General features: G+C 66.5%; 18 protein-coding genes. 7 read left to right on the forward strand and 11 right to left on the reverse strand.

Going from position 1 to position 20,175, the window contains the following annotated elements; genetic code table 11:
• Positions 1-99: 99 nt before the first annotated feature.
• Together AC6LJW_RS03050 and recJ are read left to right on the forward strand one after the other, a co-directional pair.
• A complete protein-coding gene (locus tag AC6LJW_RS03050) occupies positions 100-1,050 on the forward strand; it encodes a hypothetical protein (RefSeq protein WP_498086486.1) in 951 nt (316 codons plus the stop codon).
• Positions 1,032-2,732 (forward strand): single-stranded-DNA-specific exonuclease RecJ, encoded by a 1,701-nt coding sequence (recJ, locus tag AC6LJW_RS03055; protein ID WP_056562349.1) that lies wholly within the window; start codon positions 1,032-1,034, stop codon positions 2,730-2,732. Before AC6LJW_RS03050 ends, recJ begins: the two co-directional genes overlap by 19 nt.
• 559 nt (positions 2,733-3,291) lie before the next feature.
• Here recJ and AC6LJW_RS03060 read toward each other — a convergent pair.
• Positions 3,292-4,602, reverse strand: coding sequence for an MFS transporter (locus AC6LJW_RS03060; protein WP_056562351.1), 1,311 nt, complete (start codon positions 4,600-4,602; stop codon positions 3,292-3,294).
• A 257-nt stretch (positions 4,603-4,859) separates the two neighbouring features.
• Here AC6LJW_RS03060 and prfB point away from each other — a divergent pair.
• From prfB to AC6LJW_RS03080, 4 genes are all read left to right on the forward strand, one after another.
• A protein-coding gene (gene prfB / locus AC6LJW_RS03065) for a peptide chain release factor 2 (protein ID WP_156395105.1) occupies positions 4,860-5,964 on the forward strand; the annotation gives its coding sequence in 2 pieces (ribosomal slippage) (positions 4,860-4,940 and positions 4,942-5,964; 1,104 coding nt in all).
• 43 nt (positions 5,965-6,007) lie between these two features.
• Positions 6,008-6,763 (forward strand): SDR family oxidoreductase, encoded by a 756-nt coding sequence (locus tag AC6LJW_RS03070; RefSeq protein ID WP_056562358.1) that lies wholly within the window; start codon positions 6,008-6,010, stop codon positions 6,761-6,763.
• Between the two features lie 10 nt (positions 6,764-6,773).
• Complete coding sequence (gene lysS / locus AC6LJW_RS03075; protein ID WP_498086487.1) at positions 6,774-8,297, forward strand: lysine--tRNA ligase; 1,524 nt, start codon at positions 6,774-6,776, stop codon at positions 8,295-8,297.
• 15 nt (positions 8,298-8,312) lie between these two features.
• The gene (locus tag AC6LJW_RS03080) at positions 8,313-8,633 is read left to right on the forward strand and encodes a preprotein translocase subunit TatB (RefSeq protein WP_498086488.1); all 321 of its coding nucleotides are present in this window, start codon (positions 8,313-8,315) and stop codon (positions 8,631-8,633) included.
• On the opposite strand, the gene AC6LJW_RS03085 is transcribed toward AC6LJW_RS03080, so the two are convergent.
• The 8 genes from AC6LJW_RS03085 to AC6LJW_RS03120 form a co-directional block, all read right to left on the reverse strand.
• Entirely contained in the window at positions 8,617-9,267 is a 651-nt protein-coding gene (locus AC6LJW_RS03085; RefSeq protein WP_056562365.1) for a TetR/AcrR family transcriptional regulator, read from the reverse strand. The two genes, AC6LJW_RS03080 and AC6LJW_RS03085, sit on opposite strands and share 17 nt — an antisense overlap.
• A 6-nt stretch (positions 9,268-9,273) precedes the next feature.
• The gene (locus tag AC6LJW_RS03090; RefSeq protein ID WP_056562369.1) at positions 9,274-10,422 is read right to left on the reverse strand and encodes a thiolase family protein; all 1,149 of its coding nucleotides are present in this window, start codon (positions 10,420-10,422) and stop codon (positions 9,274-9,276) included.
• On the reverse strand, positions 10,419-12,263 hold the full coding sequence (locus AC6LJW_RS03095; RefSeq protein ID WP_498086489.1) for an AMP-dependent synthetase/ligase: 1,845 nt from the start codon (positions 12,261-12,263) through the stop codon (positions 10,419-10,421). Before AC6LJW_RS03095 ends, AC6LJW_RS03090 begins: the two co-directional genes overlap by 4 nt.
• On the reverse strand, positions 12,260-13,054 hold the full coding sequence (locus AC6LJW_RS03100) for an ABC transporter ATP-binding protein (RefSeq protein WP_056566675.1): 795 nt from the start codon (positions 13,052-13,054) through the stop codon (positions 12,260-12,262). Before AC6LJW_RS03100 ends, AC6LJW_RS03095 begins: the two co-directional genes overlap by 4 nt.
• 79 nt (positions 13,055-13,133) lie before the next feature.
• Positions 13,134-14,315: an ABC transporter substrate-binding protein gene (locus tag AC6LJW_RS03105; RefSeq protein ID WP_056562375.1), complete on the reverse strand. Its 1,182-nt coding sequence runs from the start codon at positions 14,313-14,315 to the stop codon at positions 13,134-13,136.
• A gap of 52 nt (positions 14,316-14,367) precedes the next feature.
• The gene (locus AC6LJW_RS03110; RefSeq protein ID WP_498086490.1) at positions 14,368-15,405 is read right to left on the reverse strand and encodes a branched-chain amino acid ABC transporter permease; all 1,038 of its coding nucleotides are present in this window, start codon (positions 15,403-15,405) and stop codon (positions 14,368-14,370) included.
• A 3-nt stretch (positions 15,406-15,408) separates the two neighbouring features.
• Positions 15,409-16,287 (reverse strand): branched-chain amino acid ABC transporter permease, encoded by an 879-nt coding sequence (locus AC6LJW_RS03115; protein WP_056562382.1) that lies wholly within the window; start codon positions 16,285-16,287, stop codon positions 15,409-15,411.
• Positions 16,287-17,111 (reverse strand): ABC transporter ATP-binding protein, encoded by an 825-nt coding sequence (locus AC6LJW_RS03120; RefSeq protein ID WP_498086491.1) that lies wholly within the window; start codon positions 17,109-17,111, stop codon positions 16,287-16,289. Before AC6LJW_RS03120 ends, AC6LJW_RS03115 begins: the two co-directional genes overlap by 1 nt.
• Before the next feature lie 254 nt (positions 17,112-17,365).
• Between AC6LJW_RS03120 and AC6LJW_RS03125 the strand changes: the two genes are divergently transcribed.
• Positions 17,366-18,169 (forward strand): enoyl-CoA hydratase/isomerase family protein, encoded by an 804-nt coding sequence (locus AC6LJW_RS03125; protein ID WP_427984552.1) that lies wholly within the window; start codon positions 17,366-17,368, stop codon positions 18,167-18,169.
• Between the two features lie 2 nt (positions 18,170-18,171).
• Here AC6LJW_RS03125 and AC6LJW_RS03130 read toward each other — a convergent pair whose 3' ends face one another.
• Positions 18,172-18,957 (reverse strand): enoyl-CoA hydratase/isomerase family protein, encoded by a 786-nt coding sequence (locus AC6LJW_RS03130; RefSeq protein WP_427984550.1) that lies wholly within the window; start codon positions 18,955-18,957, stop codon positions 18,172-18,174.
• Complete coding sequence (locus AC6LJW_RS03135) at positions 18,954-20,165, reverse strand: CaiB/BaiF CoA transferase family protein (RefSeq protein WP_427984549.1); 1,212 nt, start codon at positions 20,163-20,165, stop codon at positions 18,954-18,956. Before AC6LJW_RS03135 ends, AC6LJW_RS03130 begins: the two co-directional genes overlap by 4 nt.
• Positions 20,166-20,175 lie beyond the last annotated feature (10 nt).

Below are 20,175 nucleotides of genomic sequence, written 5' to 3' on the forward strand. Positions count from 1 at the left end.
CGCCCCGCGGATGTGCGGATCCTAGACCAGGCGTGACAACGTATGGCAGTTGGCCGCGGCGCTAAGTTCCCCATCCCGCCGCGGACTACAATCGCCGCCATGCTGATCGTCATTCCGGGCGCCCTGCCCGCCCTTCCCTTTGCTGCCGAACTGGCCAAGCTCCTGCCCGAGCGCGCGCCCACGCTGCACGGCTGGCTGCAGGCCGCAACGGCCCGTCCGCAAGGCTACGACCTGCGCGCGCACGGCTGCACGGCCTTCGAATCCTGGCAGCTCGAGCGCGCCGGGTATGCACCCGAGCCGGGCCTCTTGCAAAGCGCAGGCCTCGGCCCGCTGCTGGCCGGGCAACATTCCCACACACCGGCATCCGAACCGGTCTGGCTGTGCGAACTGGTCCATCTTGCGCTGGGCGCGGATCAGGCTTCGCTGCTGGATCCGGGGTCGATGGACCTGACCGAATCGGAAACCGCCGCCCTGCTAGACACCGCGCGCCCACTCTTTGAGGGCACCGGCTTCTCGGTCGAGCCGCTGTCGCCGCAGCGCTGGCGCCTGCGCTTGCCGGCGGACCTGCGCCCCCAGACCGCCAGCCCCCTGGCCGTGGCAGGAAAGCGCCTGAACGACTGGTGGCGCCAGGACACCGAGACGCGCCCGTGGCGGCGCCTGCTGAACGAAATCCAGATGGCGTGGCACGAACACCCCGTCAACGACGTCCGGGCCGCCCGCGGCCTGGCGCCTGTCAACGCGCTGTGGCTCTATGGCGGGGGCACGCCCTGGACGGCGGCGCCCGCCGGCCCGGCGCAGGTGCTGACCGGACTGGACGCCCCGCAACGCGCCGGCGACTGGGCCGCCTGGCTCGACGCGCTGACCGAACTCGACACGCAGCATCTGCGTCCGCTGGCCGCCGGCAAAGGCCTGCCCGCGACGCCCGTGCAGATGCTGCTGCTGGGCGATGACCGCAAGGTCGCCCTTGACCTGAAACCGCGCGGGGGCCTGCTTGGCTTGCTGCCCGCGCCCAAGAAGAACTGGAGCGCCTGGTGGTCTCACCCCGCTTAACGATCCGTCCGGCCGACCTGGCCGCCTGTCACGTCCTCGAATCTTCCGGCATCCACCCGCTGCTGGCCCGCTTGTGGGCCGCGCGCGGTGTGACGCATCCGGATCAGACCCGGCTTGCCTGGCCGTCCCTGCTGCCGCCGGCCGGCCTGACCCATTCTGCCCACGCGGCGGCCGTCCTGGCCGACGCCATCCAGGCCGGCAAAAAGCTGCTGATCGTGGCCGACTACGATTGCGACGGCGCCACCGCCTGCGCCGTCGGCCTGCGCGCGCTGTCGGCGATGGGCGCCGATGTCGACTTCCTGGTGCCCAATCGTTTCGAGACCGGCTACGGCCTGTCTCCCGCCGTCGTGGAACTGGCCTGCCGCCACCGCGCGGGCAAGCCCGACATCATCATCACGGTCGACAACGGCATCGCCAGCGTCGACGGCGTGGCCGCCGCCAACGACGCCGGCATCGGCGTGGTCATCACCGATCACCACCTGCCGGGCGACACCCTGCCGGACGCGCTGGCCATCGTGAACCCCAACCAGCCCGGCTGCGGCTTTCCGTCCAAGAACCTGGCCGGCGTGGGCGTCATCTTCTACATGATGCTGGCGCTGCGCGCCGAACTGCGCCGCCGCGGCGTGTACGCCCCCGATGGCGGACCACGCCTGGACGCGCTGTCCGACCTGGTCGCGCTGGGCACGGTGGCCGACGTGGTCAAGCTGGACGCCAACAACCGCCTCCTGGTCACGCAGGGCCTGCAGCGCATGCGCAGCGGCCGTCTGCAGCCCGGACTGCGGGCGCTCTTCGCCGTCGCCGGCCGTGAGCCGCGCAGCGCCAACGGTTTCGACCTGGGCTTCGCGCTGGGACCGCGCATCAACGCCGCGGGCCGCCTGGCCGACATGAGCCTGGGCATCGCCTGCCTGACCACCGACGACGAGGCGCAGGCGCTGGAAATGGCGCGCGAGCTGGACAACATCAACCGCGAACGCCGCACGATCGAAGCCGAAATGCGCGAGCAGGCGCTGGCCGCCATGGAAGCGCCCGACGCCGCCGCGGGCGCCACCGTCTGCGTGTTCGACCCGGGCTGGCACCAGGGCGTCGTGGGGCTGGTCGCCTCACGCCTGAAAGAGAAATTCTGGCGCCCCACTCTGGCGTTCGCGCCGGCCGGCGACGACGAGATTCGCGGCTCCGGCCGTTCGATCCCCGACGTGCACCTGCGCGACGCGCTGGATCTCGTGTCCAAGCGCCATCCCAACCTGATCCGCAAGTTTGGCGGCCATGCCATGGCGGCCGGTTTGACGCTGGGAAAGACCGATTTCCCCGCCTTCGCCCCCGCTTTCGACGCCGCCGTGCGCGAGCTGACCGGACGTGATTCCTTCGAGCCCGTCATCGAAACCGACGGCTCACTGGAAACCGGCTACGCCAACGCCGACGTGGCCGGCATGCTGCAACAGCAGGTCTGGGGCGCAGGCTTTGCCGCCCCCCTTTTCCTGGACGAATTCGTCGTGCGCAACCAGCGCCTGGTCGGCGAAAAGCACCTGAAGCTGTCCCTGGAACGCGGCCACCAGCGCTTCGACGCCATCTGGTTCGGCCACGACCAGTCTCTGCCGGAACACATCCAGGCGGCGTACCGTCTGGAACAGAACGTGTGGAACGGCATGGTGTCGGTGCAACTGGTAATCGAACACGCCGGCTAAAGCACGACGGTGTCTGACACTTGGGCACCGTCGGCGCTTGAAGGTGTCTGACACCATCTGAGACGCCGGCTCAAGCCGATGCGCCTCTTCCCCAGGGTGTCAGACACCTTATGGGACACCGCCACCCAGCAGCGTTACTTGTTCACCAGCTTCAAAAAGGTGTCTGACACCCTCTGAGACGCCGGCTCAAGCCGACGCGCCTCTGCCCAGGGTGTCAGACACCTTATGAGACACCGTCCACCAGCAGCGCTACTTCAAAAAGGTGTCTGACACCCTCCGAGACGCTAACTCAAGCCGACGCGCCTCTCCCCAGGGTGTCAGACACCTTATGAGACACCGTCCACCAGCAGCGCTGCTTCAAAAAGGTGTCTGACACCCTCCGAGACGCTAACTCAAGCCGACGCGCCTCTGCCCAGGGTGTCAGACACCTTATGAGACACCGTCCACCAGCAGCGCCACTTCAAAAAGGTGTCTGACACCCTCTGAGACGCTAACTCAAGCCGACGCTCCTCTTCCCCAGGGTGTCAGACACCTTATGGGACACCGCCACCCAGCAGCGTTACTTGTTCACCAGCTTCGCCGGCTGCGCCAGCGCCACCAGCGCGCCCACCACCAGGCAGCCGGCCAGCATGTACAGCCCCGTATTCGTGGTGCCGGTCAGATCCTTCAGCCAGCCCACCAGATACGGGCTGACGAAGCCCGCCAGGTTCCCCACCGAATTGATCAGCGCAATACCCGCGGCGGCCGCCGTGCCACCCAAGAGCGCCGTCGGCAGACTCCAGAACAGCGGCAGCACCGTGCAGATGCCGATGTTGGCCACCGTCAGCGCCAAAATCGCCAACACCGTATTGCCGCTCCACAGCGCCGACAGGAATAGCCCCACCGCGCCGAACAGCGCCGGCAAGGCCACGTGCCAGCGGCGCTCGCGCTGCCGGTCGGAATTGCGCGAGATCAGAATCATGCCGATCACGGCAAACAGATTCGGCACCGCCGTCAACAGCCCGATCGCCAGCGGACTTTGCACCCCGGTGTTCTTGATGAGGCTCGGCATCCAGAACCCCACCCCGTACAGGCCCATCACGAACGAGAAATAGATCAGCGCCATCGCCCACACGCGCGGCTTGGTCAGCGCGGCGCGGATCGGCGGATCCTCCTTCTGCTGCTCCTCGGCCGCGATATTGCGGATCAGCACGGCCTTTTCGTTGGCCGTCAGCCACTTCGCTTTGTTGATGCGGTCATCCAGATAGATCAGCACCAGCACGCCAATCACCACCGACGGAATTCCCTCCAGAAGGAACAGCCATTGCCAGCCCGACAGGCCGTGGTCGCCGTGGAAGGTCGCCATGATCCATCCCGAGATCGGGCCGCCGATCAGGCCGGACATGGGCACGGCGGTCATGAAGAACGTCGTGATGCGCCCGCGCCGGGCCGCCGGATACCAATAGGTCAGATACAGGATGATGCCGGGAAAGAACCCAGCCTCCGCCGCGCCGAGCAGAAAGCGCAGGAAATAGAACATGTGCACGCTGGTCACGAACATCATGCAGGCCGAGATGATGCCCCACGTGATCATGATCCGCGCAATCCAGATCCGCGCTCCCACCTTGTGCAGGATGATGTTGCTGGGAATCTCGAAGATGAAGTAGCCGATGAAGAAAATACCGGCGCCCAGCCCGTACACCGTCTCGCTGAACTGCAGCTCCTGCAGCATCTGCAGCTTGGCGAACCCCACGTTGACGCGGTCCAGGTACGCCACGACATAGCAGACCACCAGCAGCGGCACCAGCCGCCAGCCCACCTTGCGGTAGATCCGGTCCTCTTCACTGGCGTCAAGCGCCGGCGAGACCCCGGGGGGCATCGTGTTTTCCATCTCTGTCTCCATTCCTCTGGCGGGATAGGCCGGCACGGGCCGGCGTCATCGCGGTCCATCCGCCCCAAACGGGGACACGACGGCCACCCGGCAAGCCTAGAGCGGCCGGGTTGACAAAAAACTGAACAACTCCATTTGCGTGCCGCCAAACGCTGGAAATCGGACCCGGCCCCCGTCTGCCGCCGCGCGCCCGCGCAGTCGGTCCATCCACGGTAAAATGCCAGGTTTCGCACAAAAGTCATCAGACAGGATCAATCATGGAAGCCGAACGTCAGAACCAGCTCGCAGCCCGCCTCGCCGACTACGCGGAGCGCGAACAGGCTCTACGGAGGTATCTTTGACTACGATGCCAAAGCTGAACGCCTCCACGTCGTAAACGCCGAACTCGAAGACCCGGCCGTCTGGAACGACCCCAAGCACGCCCAGGATCTGGGCCGTGAAAAGAAATCGCTCGAGGTCGTGGTGGAAACGCTCACGAGCCTGGGCGCCGGCGTGGCCGATTCCCAGGAACTCTTCGAAATGGCCGCCGCCGACGATGACGGCGACACCCTCGAAGCGATCGAACTGGATGCCAACGAATTCCAGGAAAAGCTCGAAGCCCTGGAATTCCGCCGCATGTTCTCCAATCCGGCCGATCCCCTGAACTGCTTCCTGGACATCCAGGCCGGCGCGGGCGGCACGGAAGCGCAGGACTGGGCGTCGATGCTGCTGCGCCAGTACCTCAAGTACGCCGAACGCAAGGGATTCAAGGCCGAGATCCTTGAAGAATCCGACGGCGAAGTCGCGGGCATCAAATCGGCCACGATCAAGATCGAAGGCGACTACGCCTTCGGCTACCTGCGCACCGAAACCGGCGTGCACCGCCTGGTCCGCAAGAGCCCCTTCGACTCGTCGGGCGGCCGCCACACGTCGTTCGCCAGCGTCTTCGTGTATCCGGAAGTCGACGATTCCTTCGAGGTCGAAGTGAACCCCGCCGACCTGCGCGTCGACACCTACCGCGCCTCGGGCGCGGGCGGCCAGCACATCAACAAGACCGACTCGGCCGTGCGTCTGACGCACATCCCCACCGGCATCGTCGTGCAGTGCCAGAACGACCGTTCGCAGCACCGCAACCGCGCCGAAGCCATGCAGATGCTGAAGTCCAAGCTCTACGAACTCGAAATGCGCAACCGCATGGCCGAGCAGCAGAAGCTGGAAGACTCCAAGACCGACGTGGGTTGGGGCCACCAGATCCGTTCGTACGTGCTGGACCAAAGCCGCATCAAGGACCTGCGCACGAACGTCGAAATCTCCAACACGCAGAAGGTGCTGGACGGCGACCTGGATCCCTTCATCCAGGCCAGCCTGAAGCAAAACGTCTAAGTTCCGCGATTCTTCCCGCTTTCACGCACCCAGAGGTCCACGAATGTCCGACACCATTGCAATTCTCACCGGCGCTTCGCGCGGCATCGGCGCCGCCATGGCGCGCGGCCTGGTCAAACCCGGCACCCGCCTCATCACCCTGGCGCGCCGCGAAGACCCCGAGCTCACCGCCCACGCGCGCTCGCAGGATGTGCAGCTGGATCAACTGTCCGTGGACCTCTCGGACCTGAAAGCGGCCGAATCCGCGGCCGAACGCATCTGCGCCGCGCTCCCGCGCGACGCCAAGCGCTATCTGCTGATCAACAACGCGGGCACCGTGCATCCCGTGGCTCGCACCGACGAACTCACCGACGGCGCTGCCATCACCGCCGCCTTCAACCTGAACGTCACCGCCGTCATGCTGCTCACGGCGCGGTTCCTCGCCGCCGTGGCCGACATCAAGGCCGACCGGCGCGTGCTGAACATCTCCTCCGGCGCGGGCCGCAACCCGAACGCCGGCTGGGGCGTGTACTGCGCGACCAAGGCCGCGCTCGACATGCACGCCCGCGTCGTCAAGCAGGAACAAGGCGCCGACGGCGCGCGCATCGTCGCGCTGGCCCCCGGCATCGTCGACACCGACATGCAGGCCGCCATCCGCGCCAGCTCCGTCGACAGCTTCCCCGCGCTGGCCAAGTTCCAGGACTTCCATGCCACCGGCAAGCTGTCCTCGCCCGCCAACGTAGCCTCCCGCATCCTCGCCTACCTGGATCGCGAAGATTTCGGCACGACCGAAATCGACGACATCCGCAATTACGACTGATCCCCCGACCATGACCGACCACTCGACCACTCCGGCTCCCGCCCAGGATGAAAACCGCTTGATCGCCGAACGGCGCGCCAAGCTGGCCAAACTGCGCGAAACCGGGGTCGCGTACCCCAACGATTTCGTCCCGGACGCCCGCGCCGCGGCCCTGCATGACAAGTACGACGGCGAGGAGCAGGAAGCCCTGGCCGCCGCCGCCGTCACCGTCAAGGTCGCCGGCCGCATGATGCTCAAGCGCGTCATGGGCAAGGCCAGCTTCGCCACGCTGCAGGACAGCACCGGCCGCATCCAGATCTACCTGGACCGCGGCACGCTCGGCGAAGACGTCTACGCCGCATTCAAGCAATGGGACATCGGCGACATCATCGCGATCGAAGGGTCGGTCTTCAAGACCAACAAGGGCGAACTCTCGGTACACGCCGCCTCGGCGCGCCTCTTGTCCAAGTCGCTGCGCCCGCTGCCCGACAAGTTCCACGGCGTCGCCGACCAGGAACTGCGCTACCGCCAGCGCTATGTCGACCTCATCATGACCGACGCCACGCGCCGCACGTTCGAAGCGCGCAGCAAGGCCGTGGGCAGCATCCGCCAGTTCATGCTGAACGCGGGCTTCCTTGAAGTCGAAACGCCCATGCTGCACCCGATCCCGGGCGGCGCGGCGGCCAAGCCGTTTGTCACGCACCACAACGCGCTGGACATGGAAATGTTCCTGCGTATCGCACCCGAGCTCTATCTCAAGCGCCTGATCGTGGGCGGCTTCGAACGCGTGTTCGAAGTCAACCGCAATTTCCGCAACGAAGGCGTCAGCCCGCGTCACAATCCCGAATTCACGATGATGGAGTTCTACGCAGCCTTCGCGGACTACCGCTGGCTCATGGACTTCACTGAAGAGCTGATCCGCCAGGCTGCCATCTCGGCCTGCGGCAGCGCCGTCCTGACCTACCAGGAACGCGAGCTGGACCTGTCCAAGCCCTTCGATCGCCTGACCATCTGCGAAGCCATCCTCAAGTACGCCGACGGCTACTCGCAGGCCCAGCTGGATGACCCGGCCTTCGTGCGCGCCGAACTGAAGAAGCTTGGCGCCGACGCCGACGGCCCCGTGCTCTCGCGCGCCGGCCTGGGCGCGCTGCAACTGGCGCTGTTCGAAGAGACCGCCGAAGCCAAGCTCTGGAACCCCACCTACATCATCGACTACCCGGTCGAAGTCTCGCCGCTGGCACGCGCCTCCGATTCGCGCGAAGGCATCACCGAGCGCTTCGAGCTCTTCATGACCGGCCGCGAAATCGCCAACGGCTTCTCGGAACTGAACGACCCCGAAGACCAGGCCGAACGCTTCCGCTCGCAAGTCGAAGCCAAGGACGCCGGCGACGAAGAAGCCATGTTCTACGACGCGGACTACATCCGCGCCCTGGAATACGGCATGCCCCCGACAGGCGGCTGCGGCATCGGCATCGACCGTCTGGTCATGCTGCTGACCGACAGCCCGAGCATCCGAGACGTCATCCTCTTCCCGCATCTGCGCCGTGAAGACTGATCGTCGGCGCGCGTCATGATCTTCAAGATCCTGATGCTGTTGCTGGTCGTGGCGGGGCTGGTCTACTGGATCAAGCAACCCCGCCGCATCCAGCCGGGCGCTCCCTACCGGACCGTCCCCGCGCGCCGGCCGGTATTCATCGTGCTGTGCGTGGCCACCGCCATTTCGCTGATCGCCGCCATCCTCACTGCCCTGCTCTGGATGGGCGGCGTGGCCGGCGGTATCACCGGCGGCGGGTATCACGGCGAAGCCGATTTCCTGCTGCCCGTCGCGGCCTCGCTGCTCGCACTGTCCGTTGCCTGCGCCGTGGGTGCGTTCCTCAAGCGGCGGGGTTAGGGTCCACCGGCCACCTGCCCGCGTTCGCCGGCAGCGCCGGCAATGACGCCTGCAGCATCGCGTCGATGAACGCGGCGGGCGCCAGACGCCCGCCCGGCTTGTACCACTGCACCGTCAGGTTCATCGCGCCCAGCACGCATCGCTTGATGACGCGCGCATCGCCGCGCAGCAACCCCGCTTCCACCGCCCCCGCCACCACCGACTGCCACATCGCCTCGTAGCGGTCGCTCAGGACCTTCACCGCGGCCTGGCTGGGCGCAGACAGGCTGCGCCATTCGTACACCAGTGCGTTCATTGCGTCCCCGCCCGCGCCGTGCAGCATGCTCCACATGTGCACGCGGAACAGCGCCGCCAGGCGGTCCTCCGGCTCGACATAGCTGGCCAGCGCCTTGCCGCCCAGGTCGATCACTTCCTGGATGCCGTTGTTCATGACGGCGACCAGGATTTCCTCCTTGCTGCGAAAGTGATGGAAAAGGCTGCCCGACTGCAGCCCCACGGCCTTGGCTAGCTCGCGGACCGTCGTGCGTTCGTAACCCCGCTTGCTGAAGAGCCTTCCGGCCGCCAGGACCAGTTCCCGGCGCCGCTCGGTCTCCGCTCCATCGTCCCGCGGCGCGGCGGTCCCGGTCTTGTCCATGGCGTGTCAAACCCTCTGGATGATGGTCGCAGTCGCCATGCCGTGGCCGATGCACATGAGCTGCATGCCCAATTCTCCTTCGGTGGCCTCCAGCCCCGCCAGCATCTTGGCCATCAAACCCGCGCCCGTGGCGCCCAGCGGATGGCCATGCGCGATCGCGCCGCCCCACGGATTCACGCGCGCCAGGTCGGCGCCCAGTTCGCGCTGCCACGCCAGCACCACACTTGCAAAGGCCTCGTTGATCTCGATCCAGTCGATGTCCTCCAGCGCCAGGCCCGCGCGGGACAGCGCCTGCCGCGCCGCCGGGATCACGCCCGTCAGTTGCATCACCGGATCCGACCCCAGCACCACCCGCGCCAGGAATCGCGCCCGGGGCCGCAAGCCGTCGGCCAGGGCCGTATCCTTGTCGGCCAGCAGCACCGCCGCCGCGCCGTCGGCGAGCTGGCTCGCATTGGCGGCGGTGACGCCGCCCTGACCCGGCTGCCGCAACGCCGGCGCCATGGCCGCCATGCGGGCCGAGTCCGTGGTCTCGCGGATACCCTCGTCGCGCAGCGCCGGCGTGCCGGGCAGCAGCTCCGCATGCAGTCCGGCGCTGGCAGCCGCCCAGGCACGCGCGTGGCTCTCCCGCGCCCACTGATCCATCTCGGCCTGCGACAGTCCCCAATGGCTGGCGATACGTTCCGCGCTTTCGATCTGATGGATCAGCGGATATCGCGCCAGCAGCGCCGGGTTCAGCGATTCAAAGCCGCGGAATTCCGTCTGGCCAAGCGTGACGTCCAGGAACATGGGCACGCGGCTCATGCTCTCGACACCGCCCGCGACCACGTACCGCATGTCGCCCGCGGCGATGGCCTGTGCGCCGAAATGCACGGCCTGCTGGCTGGACCCGCACATCCGGTTGAGCGCCACGCCGGGCACGCTCTCCGGCAGCCCGGCTAGCATCGCGGCCAGCCTGCCGATGTTGGCGCCCTGCTCGCCCGCCTGGCTGACGCAGCCGGCAATCAGATCCTCGACCTTGCCGCCCGGCAGTCCCGCGCGCGTCAGCAGGCCCTGCACGGTCTCGGCCAGCAGCGCGTCCGGCCGCGTCTGCGCCCACCATCCACCGCGCCGCCCGAACGGCGTGCGCACGGCTTCCAGGATCACGGCTTGGTTCATGCCGTCGTCTCCTCAACGTAGAGCGTTTCGATTTCGTTGGCGTAAGCGCGGTAGATGCTGGCGCGCCGCACCTTCATCGTCGCGGTCACTTCGCCGTCGTCGTGGTCCAGTTCCTTGGTCAGCAGATGAAAGCGCTTGATCTGCGATACCGGCGCCAGCCCGGCATTGGCCCGCGCGACCTCTTGCTGCACCAGTTCGCGCACCTGCGGGCATTCGGCCAGCGACCGGAAATGCGTGAACGCGATGCGCCGCGATTCGGCCCATTTGCCCACCGTGTCGAACTCCAGCTGGATCAGCGCGGACACGTACTTCCTGCCGTCCGCGATGACGATGCATTCCTTGACGTACGGGCTGCCCTTGACCGCGTTCTCGATTTCCGACGGCGTCAGGTTCTTGCCGCCCGCCGTGATCATGATGTCCTTGAGCCGGTCCACGATGCGCACGCGTGCCCCGTCCTGCGCCACGACATCGCCCGTGTGCAGCCAGCCGTCGCGCGTCGCCTCGGCCGTAGCCTCCGGGTTCTTGTAGTAGCCCTGGAACACCATGTCGCCGCGCACGAGCAGCTCGCCGGCATCGCCGATTTTCCATTCCACGCCAAGGATCGGCTCGCCCACCGTGCCCACCTTCACGCGGTCGGGATGCTGGCCAAAGATCATCCCCGTCGACTCCGTCAGGCCGTATACCTCGACCAGCGGCACGCCCAGCGTGCGAAAGTAGCGCACGACGTCTGGCGGTATGGGAGCGGCGCCCGTCATTGCCACCCGCACGCGCCGCAGCCCGATGAAGTTCTGCAGCGCGCGCAACACCAGCCAGTACCACAGCCAGTGCGTCAGGCGTTCGCCCAGCCGGTACTGCGCGGGCGATTTTTCCAGGAACGGCGCGCATTGCACCAGCGCGCGGCCGTACAGCCAACGCTGCACCGGGCCGGCCTCCTGCATCTTGATGGAGATCGCGGCATGCAGCTTTTCCCAGATGCGGGGCACGCCCAGGAAGATCGTCGGCGCGACTTCGCGCAGGTCTTCCTGCACGGTGCGCAGCGACTCGCCAAAATTCACCTGCGAACCCAGGTAGATCGGCACGAACGTGGACAGCATCTGCTCGGCAACGTGGCACAGCGGCAGGTACGACAGGTGCACGCTGGACGCATCCATCGACACGCGATCGGCAATCCCGGGCGCAACGCCGCGCATGTTGCGGTAGCTCAGCATCGCGCCCTTGGGCTTGCCGGTCGACCCGGACGTGTAGATCATCAGTCCGGTGTCGTCCAGGCGCTGTCCGTCCAGCATGGCATTCAGCGCGGCCAGTTCCACGGCTTCGCGCTGGCCGCCATCGGCCTCGACCTCCGCAAATGTCACAATGCGCGCGCGATCCGCGGCCGCATACGAACGCAGGCCTTTCGTCTCGATCACCACGATGCGGCGCAAGCGCGGCAGCCTGTCCGCCACCTGCAGCACCTTGTCGGTCTGTTCCTGGTCTTCACACACAACCAGTTCGACGTCCGCATGCGCCAGCACGTAGCCCATTTCCTCGGCCGGACTGGTGGAATAGACCCCTACCGCCACGCCGCCGGCCGCGCAAGCGCCCATCTGCGTCAACAGCCACTCCACCCGGTTGTCCGACACGATGGCGACCCGGCCGCCCACGCTCAGCCCCAGCGCGCGCAGTCCCAGGCCGACCCGGCAGGCGCGCTGCCAGTATTGATCCCACGTCAGGGGCTTCCAGATCCCAAAGTCCTTTTGCCGGATCGCAACGGCGGATGGCTGCCGTCGCGCCTGCTCGCGCAGCATCTGCGGCAGCGTCAGCAGCGGCCAGCCGCCGGGATCGGTATGCGCGTCCGTCATGACAGCCAGCGCTTGCGGCGCTTGTAGTGCTTGATATCGCGAAAGCCCCGAGCCTCGCCCGAGCCGCCGATGCCCAGATAGAACTCGCGCACGTCGGGGTCGGCCGCCAGCTTGTCGGCAGACCCGTCGATCACCACCTTGCCGGTCTCCATGATGTAGCCGTAATGCGCCACCGCCAGCGCCACGGACGCGTTCTGCTCCACCAGCAACATCGACACCCCCTGTTCGATATTGATGCGCGCAATGATCGAAAAAATGCTTTCCACCAGCATCGGCGACAGGCCTAGCGACGGCTCGTCCAGCAGCATCAACGTGGGCTGGGCGATCAGCGCGCGGCCGATCGCCAGCATCTGCTGCTCGCCGCCGGACAGATAACCGGCCAGCCCGCGCCGCCGTTCGAAAAGCCGCGGGAAATAGCCGTAGACCAGATCGAAGTCCGCGCGCGCAGCCGGCCGCCCTGTCAGCGCATACGTCGCCGCCACCAGGTTCTCTTCCACGGTCAGGTCCTCGAACACGCGCCGCCCTTCCATCACGTGCGCCAGACCGGACCGCACCAGGTTCTGCGGCTTGATGCCCGCCGTGTCGCCGCCACCGAATACGATCTGGCCGCGCACCAGCTCGCCGTCCTCCAGATCCAGCAGACCCGAGACGGCCTTGAGCGTGGTGGACTTGCCGGCGCCGTTGCTTCCCAAGAGCGCCACGATACTGCCGGCCGGTACCGACAGGGACAAGCCGCGCAGCACCTGCACCGCCTTGTTGTAGACGACCTCGATGTTGTTGATGTCGAGCACCGCCTTGGGCGGCGCCGCGGCGTTCGTGCCCGCTCGCACGTCAGGTCCCCGCGCGTCATGTCCCGGATTCACGGCTGCCTCACTTGAGCACGATCCAATCGGACGCCGGCACCATCTGCTTCTGCTTCACGTCCGCGCGATAGATCCGGCCCACGGGGATCGAGTTGCCCTTGATGGAGATCGGCACGCCGATCAGCCCGCCCGTATCGAAGTCCTTGATGCCGTCCAGCGAGGCCTTCATGTTGGCGGCGGTCAGCTCCTTGCCGGCGTCCAGCGTGCGCTTGGCCACCTCAGAGAACAGCATGGCGGCCAGAAAGCCCTGCATGTAGCCCGTGCTCTGATACTGCGGCCGCATTTCACGGATTTTCTTCAGCATCGGCGCGTCGGCCGCCTGGTCGTAGTAATAGCGGTACGGCATCACGCCCATGAAGCCCTCGGCATCCTCGCCCATCTGCATCACGGTCGAGTTGTCCATCGTCCAGAACGTGCCCATGTAGCGCGTCTTCAGCCCCATGCGCTTGCCCTGCCCCACGAACTCGGGAATCGGCGCCAGCACGTAGCCATGGAAGATGGTGAAGTCCGGATCCGCACGGCGCAGCTTGATGACCTCGGTCGACACGTCCACGCTGCCCGGCGGCGTCATGATCTCGGTCGCCACCTTCAGGCCCAGCTTCTCGGCCACCGCGCGCGAACTGGCGATCGGATCGCGCCCGAACTCCGTGTCCGAATACACGAACGCCACCTTGGCGCCCGGCTGCTCCTTGGCGATGTAGCGCAGCAGGATGCCGAACATCTCGGTGTAGTCCGGCCCCAGCATGAACTGGGCGGGATACTTGGCCGGGTCGTTCAGCTCGGTCGCAAAGGACGCGCCTGTCATCAGGATGTCGCCCGTACGGTTCAGCTCGGCATTGATGGTCTTGGAAAAGCCGGTCGAATCGCCGTAGTAGAAGTTCACCTTGTTCTGGCTGGTGATCTTCTTGAACGCCGCCACCGACGCGTCCACCTTGTACGCGGTGTCCTCCGGCACGTAGCGCAGCTTGCGGCCCTTGATGCCGCCCTGGTCGTTGATGATCTTCACGTAGTCCGTGATGCCGGCGTGGATGCCCTGCCCGGCAAAGGCGAATACGCCGCTCAGCGGAATCGAGCCGCCCAGCACCAGGTCTTCGGCCGCCTGCGCGGCGGGCGCCGCCGCCAATGCCGCCGCCAGGCCCAACGGGGCCAACAATCTCGATAAACCGCTGCCTATCCGGATGCGCTTCATGGTTTGTCTCCTGGGTCTTATAGGTGGCCGCCGTCACGCCGCACGCATCGCGCTACGTGCGAAAAGGCCAGAGGTGAAAGAATCGGCGCACGCGCCGCCAGATTTCCGCGAGCCCGTGCGGCTCGAAGATCAGGAAGCCCACGATCAGCAGGCCGAAAACAATGGTGCGCACCGGCGATATCAGGCGCAGAGCATCGCCGCCCACCGGCAGCCAGCCGACGACCAGCTTCAGGAACTCGGGCACCATCGTCATGAAGATGGCGCCCAGGATGGATCCCAGAATCGAGCCCATGCCCCCCACGATGATCGCCGCCAGAAAGAAGATCGACATGATGAGCGGAAAGCTCTCGGGCGTGACGACTCGGAAAAAGTAAGCCCACAGGCCGCCCGCCACGCCCGCGTAGAACGAGGAAAGGCCGAATGACAGCAGCTTGTAGCGCAAGAGCCGGATGCCCAGCACCTCGGCGGAAATGTCGCGGTCGCGGATCGCGATGAATGCCCGGCCGATGCGGGTGCGGAACAGATTGGCCGCGCCCAGCACCATCAGCACCGTCACCGGCACGATCAGCCAATAGATCTTGAACGAGGTGTCCAGGTCCATGCCCAGCACACGTGCCGGCGGCACCTGCAGTCCGCTTGTGCCGCCCGTGAACTGCCAGTTTGCAAAGATGAAGTGCGCGATGAAGGACGCGGCGATCGTCGAGATCGCCAGGTACAGTCCCTTCACCCGCAACGACGGAATGCCGACCAGCAGCCCGCCCAGCATGGCGACGATGCCGCCGGCCAGCAGGTTGACGAGAACCGGCGTGCCCAAGAGCAGTTCCATCACCGCCACGGTGTATGCGCCCAGGCCCATGAACGCCGCCTGGCCCAAGCTGACCAGCCCGGTGTAGCCAGTCAGGATGTTCAGCCCCGTCGCGCTGGCGATGTTGATCGCGACCAGACACGCCAGGTAGAGCCAATAGGCGTTCGCCATGAAGGGAAACAGCACCAGCGAGGCCGCCAGCAGCGCCAGCCACACGTGCTGCGTGCGCGTGTCGAAAAGCGCCTCGTCGGCCAGGTAGGTCTGCTTGGCGGTCGCGATGCGCATGGTTCAAAGCCTCTCGATTTCACGGGTGCCGAACAGGCCATAGGGCCTTGCCATCAGCACGACCACCAGCACGACAAACGTGGCCAGCAGCTTGTACTCGCCCCCCAGATAGGCGCCGGCCCACGCTTCCAGCAAGCCGATGAAGATGCCGCCGACCAGCGCGCCTGCAACGCTGTCCAGGCCGCCCACGATCACCACCACCAGCACCGACAGCCCGAACACGCCCATCGACGACGAGATGCCGCCGATCGCACCCACGATCACGCCGGACACCGCGGCGATGGCGCCCGCCGCCACCCACGCCAGCGAAAACACGCGCGGCACGTTGATCCCCATGGCATAGGCCGCGCCCTGATCCGACGCGGTCGCGCGCAGAGCCACCCCGCCGCGCCAGTAACGGAACACCACCAGCACCAGCAGCGCCAGCACCACCGCCACCCAGAAGCCATAAAACACCTTGGGGGCCACGAACGCTTCGCCCACCATGACGGGCGCGCGCGGCATGAATTCCGGCAGGCGCCGCTGGTCTGCTGTCCAGATGAGTTCGACCGCGCCCACCAGAATGGACGCCAGACCCACGGTGATCATGAAGACGGAGATCGGCGACTCGCCCAGCATTGGCCGGATGGTCAGGCGCTCGACGACCGCGCCCAGCGCACCGGACACGACGACCGCGCCCACAATGGCCAGCCAGATGGGCCATTGCATGCCTGTCGCGAACGCGTAGAACACGTACGCGCCCAGCATCAGGAACTCGCCGATGGCGATGTTGACCACCCGGGTCGCCTTGTACACGATCACAAAGGCCAGCGCGGCCAGGGCATACAGGCCGCCGCTGCCCAGCCCGGCCAGCGACACCTCCAGCAGGAACAGCCAGTCCATCAGGCCGCCTCCCGCAGCCGCCGGCGCAGATCGCCCACGTCGCCCGCGCCAAGATATGCCTTGACGACCTCGGGGTTGGCCTGCACCTGCGCCGGCGTGCCGTGGGCGATCACCTGCCCGAAATTCAGCACCACGACGTGGTCCGACAGGTCCATCACCATGCCCATGTCGTGCTCCACCATCAGCACCGTCACGCCCCACTCGGAGCGCGCGTCCAGGATGAAACGCGCCATGTCGTCCGTCTCTTCGCGGTTCATGCCGGCCACGGGCTCGTCCAGCATCAGCACCTTGGGCTGCATTGCCAGCGCCCGCGCCAGTTCCACCCGCTTTTGCAGCCCGTAAGACAACGCCGCGACCGGCGCGTGGCGGATATGGTCGATCTCAAGAAAGTCGATGATGCGTTCTTCGATGTCCGCCCGCAGCGCCATCTCCTCGCGGCGCGCGCGGCCCAGGTAGAACAGCGCATCCAGTACGTTGGTGCGCAGATGCGCGTGGCGGCCCAGCTTGATGTTGTCCAGCACCGTCATGCCGCGGAACAGCGCAATGTTCTGGAAGCTGCGCGCCAGGCCAAGCTCGGCGCGTTCCGGCGCATGCACGCGCGTGATGTCGCGGCCCTCGAAGCGGATGCGCCCGGCGGCTGGCTTGTAGAAACCCGAGATCGTGTTGAACAGCGAGGTCTTGCCGGCGCCGTTCGGGCCGATGACCGTGGTGATGGAACCGGGCGCGACGCGAAAGCCCACATTGGTGAGCGCCTTCACCCCGCCGAACGCCAGCGTCACCCCCTCGGCCTCCAGCAACGCAGGCCTGTCGGACTGATCCACCATTTGTCTCCCCGCTTTTGATGCGAAGCTTTTTTGCCGCCTGAGGCGGGCATTTTTTACGACGGTGAACCTGGCGACCCTGCGAGGCAGGTGATGCAACGAACCTGTCTTTACCTTCGCCAGTACAGCGCCGGAAAATCGTTCTATGCGTTACGCTAAGCGTGCTCAAACCCCAACCAAGCAAGCGCTCGGTTCAGACCATAGCATCGCGGTTTTTTGATCGAAAGTTGGTATTTACCCGACAACGGAGACTCGCCATGAACCAGGAACCACCGGTGTTCCAGACGCTGTTGCTCGAGACTGACGGCGCCCTCGCCACCCTGACGCTGAACCGCGCGGACGCGCTCAATGCCATCGATGTCGCCATGGCTCGCGACCTGCTGCGCGCCGCGCAATGGCTCGACACGCGCGATGCCGTGAAGGTCGTGCTGTTGCGCGGCGCGGGCAAGGCCTTCTGCGCGGGCGGCGACATCAGCATGTTCACGGGCGACACCGCGACGGTGCGCGCCACCCTGTCGGATCTCTTCACGCCGCTCAATGAATTTGTCGCGCGCATACCGCGCATGGACAAGGTCTGGCTGGCGCAGGTGCACGGCGTGGCGGCAGGCGCGGGCCTGTCGCTGGTCCTGGCTTGCGACCTCGCCATCGCCGAGGCCGGCACGCGCTTCATGACGGCCTATCTGAAGCTCGGCGCCACGCCCGACGCCGGCATGACGCACGGCCTCTTCCGCGCCGCCGGCCCCAAGCGCGCACTGGATCTGCTGTTGCGGCACGACGCCTTCACCGCCGACGAGGCGCAGGCCTGGGGCATCATCACACGCACCGCGCAGGCTGGCGAACTGGCAGCGTCGGCGCAGACATATGCGCAGGGCCTCGCCCATCACGCCCCGCACGGCATCGCGGGCGCCAAGGCGCTGCTGCGCAGTGCCGCCCATGCGCCGCTTGAGACCCAGCTTGCCGAAGAAACCGCACGTTTCCTGCAGTCGGCCGCGCGGGCCGACTTCGCGGAGGGCGTCGCGGCATTCCGCGAAAAGCGCCCTCCCCGTTTCACCGGCCAATAGCGCTAGCGCGTCTCGGCGACGCTGGCCCAGTCGGGCGCGCGCTTCTGCACGAACGCGTTCAGGCCTTCGCGCGCTTCCGGCGTGGCCGCGGCGTTGCAAAACACCTCCACCGCCGTCGCCACCCGGCGGCGGTATTCGTTGTCGTTGCTGTACACGAACGCGCGGCGCCCCATCGCCAGGACTTGCGGGGGCTTTGCGGCCAGCGCCCGCGCCAGCGCGCGCGCCTGATCCAGCAGCTCGGCCTCCGGCGCCACGCGCGTCACAAGGCCCATCGTGTGCGCCTCTTGCGCGTCGAAGGTGCGGCCCGTGAACAGCAGATCGAACGCCCGGTGCTTGCCCACAATGGCCGGCAGATGCACGTAATGAATGGCGGGCAACACGCCCACGTCGATCTCCGGATAGCCGAATGTCGCGGTGTCGGCAGCCACGATCATGTCGCTGGAAATCGCCACCGTCATACCGCCGCCGCGCACCGCGCCCGACACGACGGATATCGACGGCTTGGTCAGATTGAACTGCGCGTCGTACAGCTTGATGTAGAGCCGGGTCAGCAATTCACGCACGCGTGCCGGCGTGCTTTGCAGCAGCTGCTTCATGTCCAGCCCCGCGCAGAACCGTCCCGGCAGGCCGCTCGCCAGCAGCACCGCGCGCACGGACGGGTCCGCATTGGCCTCGTCCAGCGCACCGATCAGCGCGTCCAACACGTCCACGTCCAGCGCGTTGACGGGCGCATGGCACAGCTGGATCTCCGCGACGCCGTCGAGGACTTCGTAACGCAATGAACTCATTTCGCATCTCCGTTGGAGGCGTGTTGCTGCACGCTGCCATGGGCCAGCATCGCTGCGATCTCAGCGTCTTCAAAGCCCAGCTCCGCGAGGATCTCGCGGCTGTGCTCGCCCAGCATCGGCGCGGGCCGTGCGGCGACGCGCGGCTGACGGCCGAAGCGCACGGGCAGGCCCACGTTACGCACCTCGCCCAGCACTGGATGCTGGCTCGTCACGATCAGCTCGCGCGCCGCGACCTGAGGATGGGCCAGCGCCTGGTCCAGCGTGTGGATGGCGGAGCAGGCAATGCCCGCAGGCTTGAGCAGTGCCAGCCATTGCGCCACCGTGCGCGTCTCGATGCAGGACTGCACCAGGGCAACCGTCGCATCAAAGTTGCGGACGCGTTCGGCATTGGTCGCAAACGCCGGTGCAGTCACGTAGTCCTGCAAACTCGCCGCCGCGCAGAAACGCTGCCACTGCGCGTCGTTGCCCACGCCCAGCATGAGGTCGCCATCGGATGCGCGAAAGGCCTGGTAAGGACACATGGCCGGATGCCCAGTGCCCATGCGACGCGGCACCTTTCCCGTGCGCCAATAGTTCTGCGCCATGTAGGACATCAAGCCCAACGACGTATCCAGCAGCGACACGTCCAGGTACTGCCCCTTGCCCGTCTGGCCGCGCTCGAGTAGCGCCGCCAGAATCCCGCTCAGCGCAAACGATCCCGTGCCCAGATCCACCGGCGAAAAGCTGGCGCGCGCAAAATTTCCGCCCGGATCGCCCATCGTGCTGATCATGCCGCTGAAGGCTTGCAGCATGACGTCATAGCCCGGCTCCTGGCCCATGGGTCCCTCGCGGCCATAGCCCGAGATCTCGCAGTACACGAGGCGAGGATTGATACCGGCAAGCGTCTCGTAATCCACGCCCAGACGCGCGGCCGTCTTACCACCAAAGCCCTGCAGCACGACGTCGGCCTGAGCGGCCAGGCGATGCACCACGGCGCGCCCCGCCTCCGTCTTCAGGTCCACTGCCAGGCTGCGCTTGTTGTGATTGACGGCCAGAAAGGTCGCGGACTCGCCCGCATCCTGCGGCAGCCACGCCCGCGTATCGTCCCCGGTGCCCACCGGCTCGACCTTGATCACGCGGGCGCCCAGTTCGCCCAGATATTGCCCGCACAGCGGCCCCGCCAGCACCTTGCTCAGGTCCAGGACCGTGATGTTCTTCAATGGAGTCATGCGATGCCCG

This window comes from Achromobacter sp. 1012554356 (assembly GCF_059760815.1).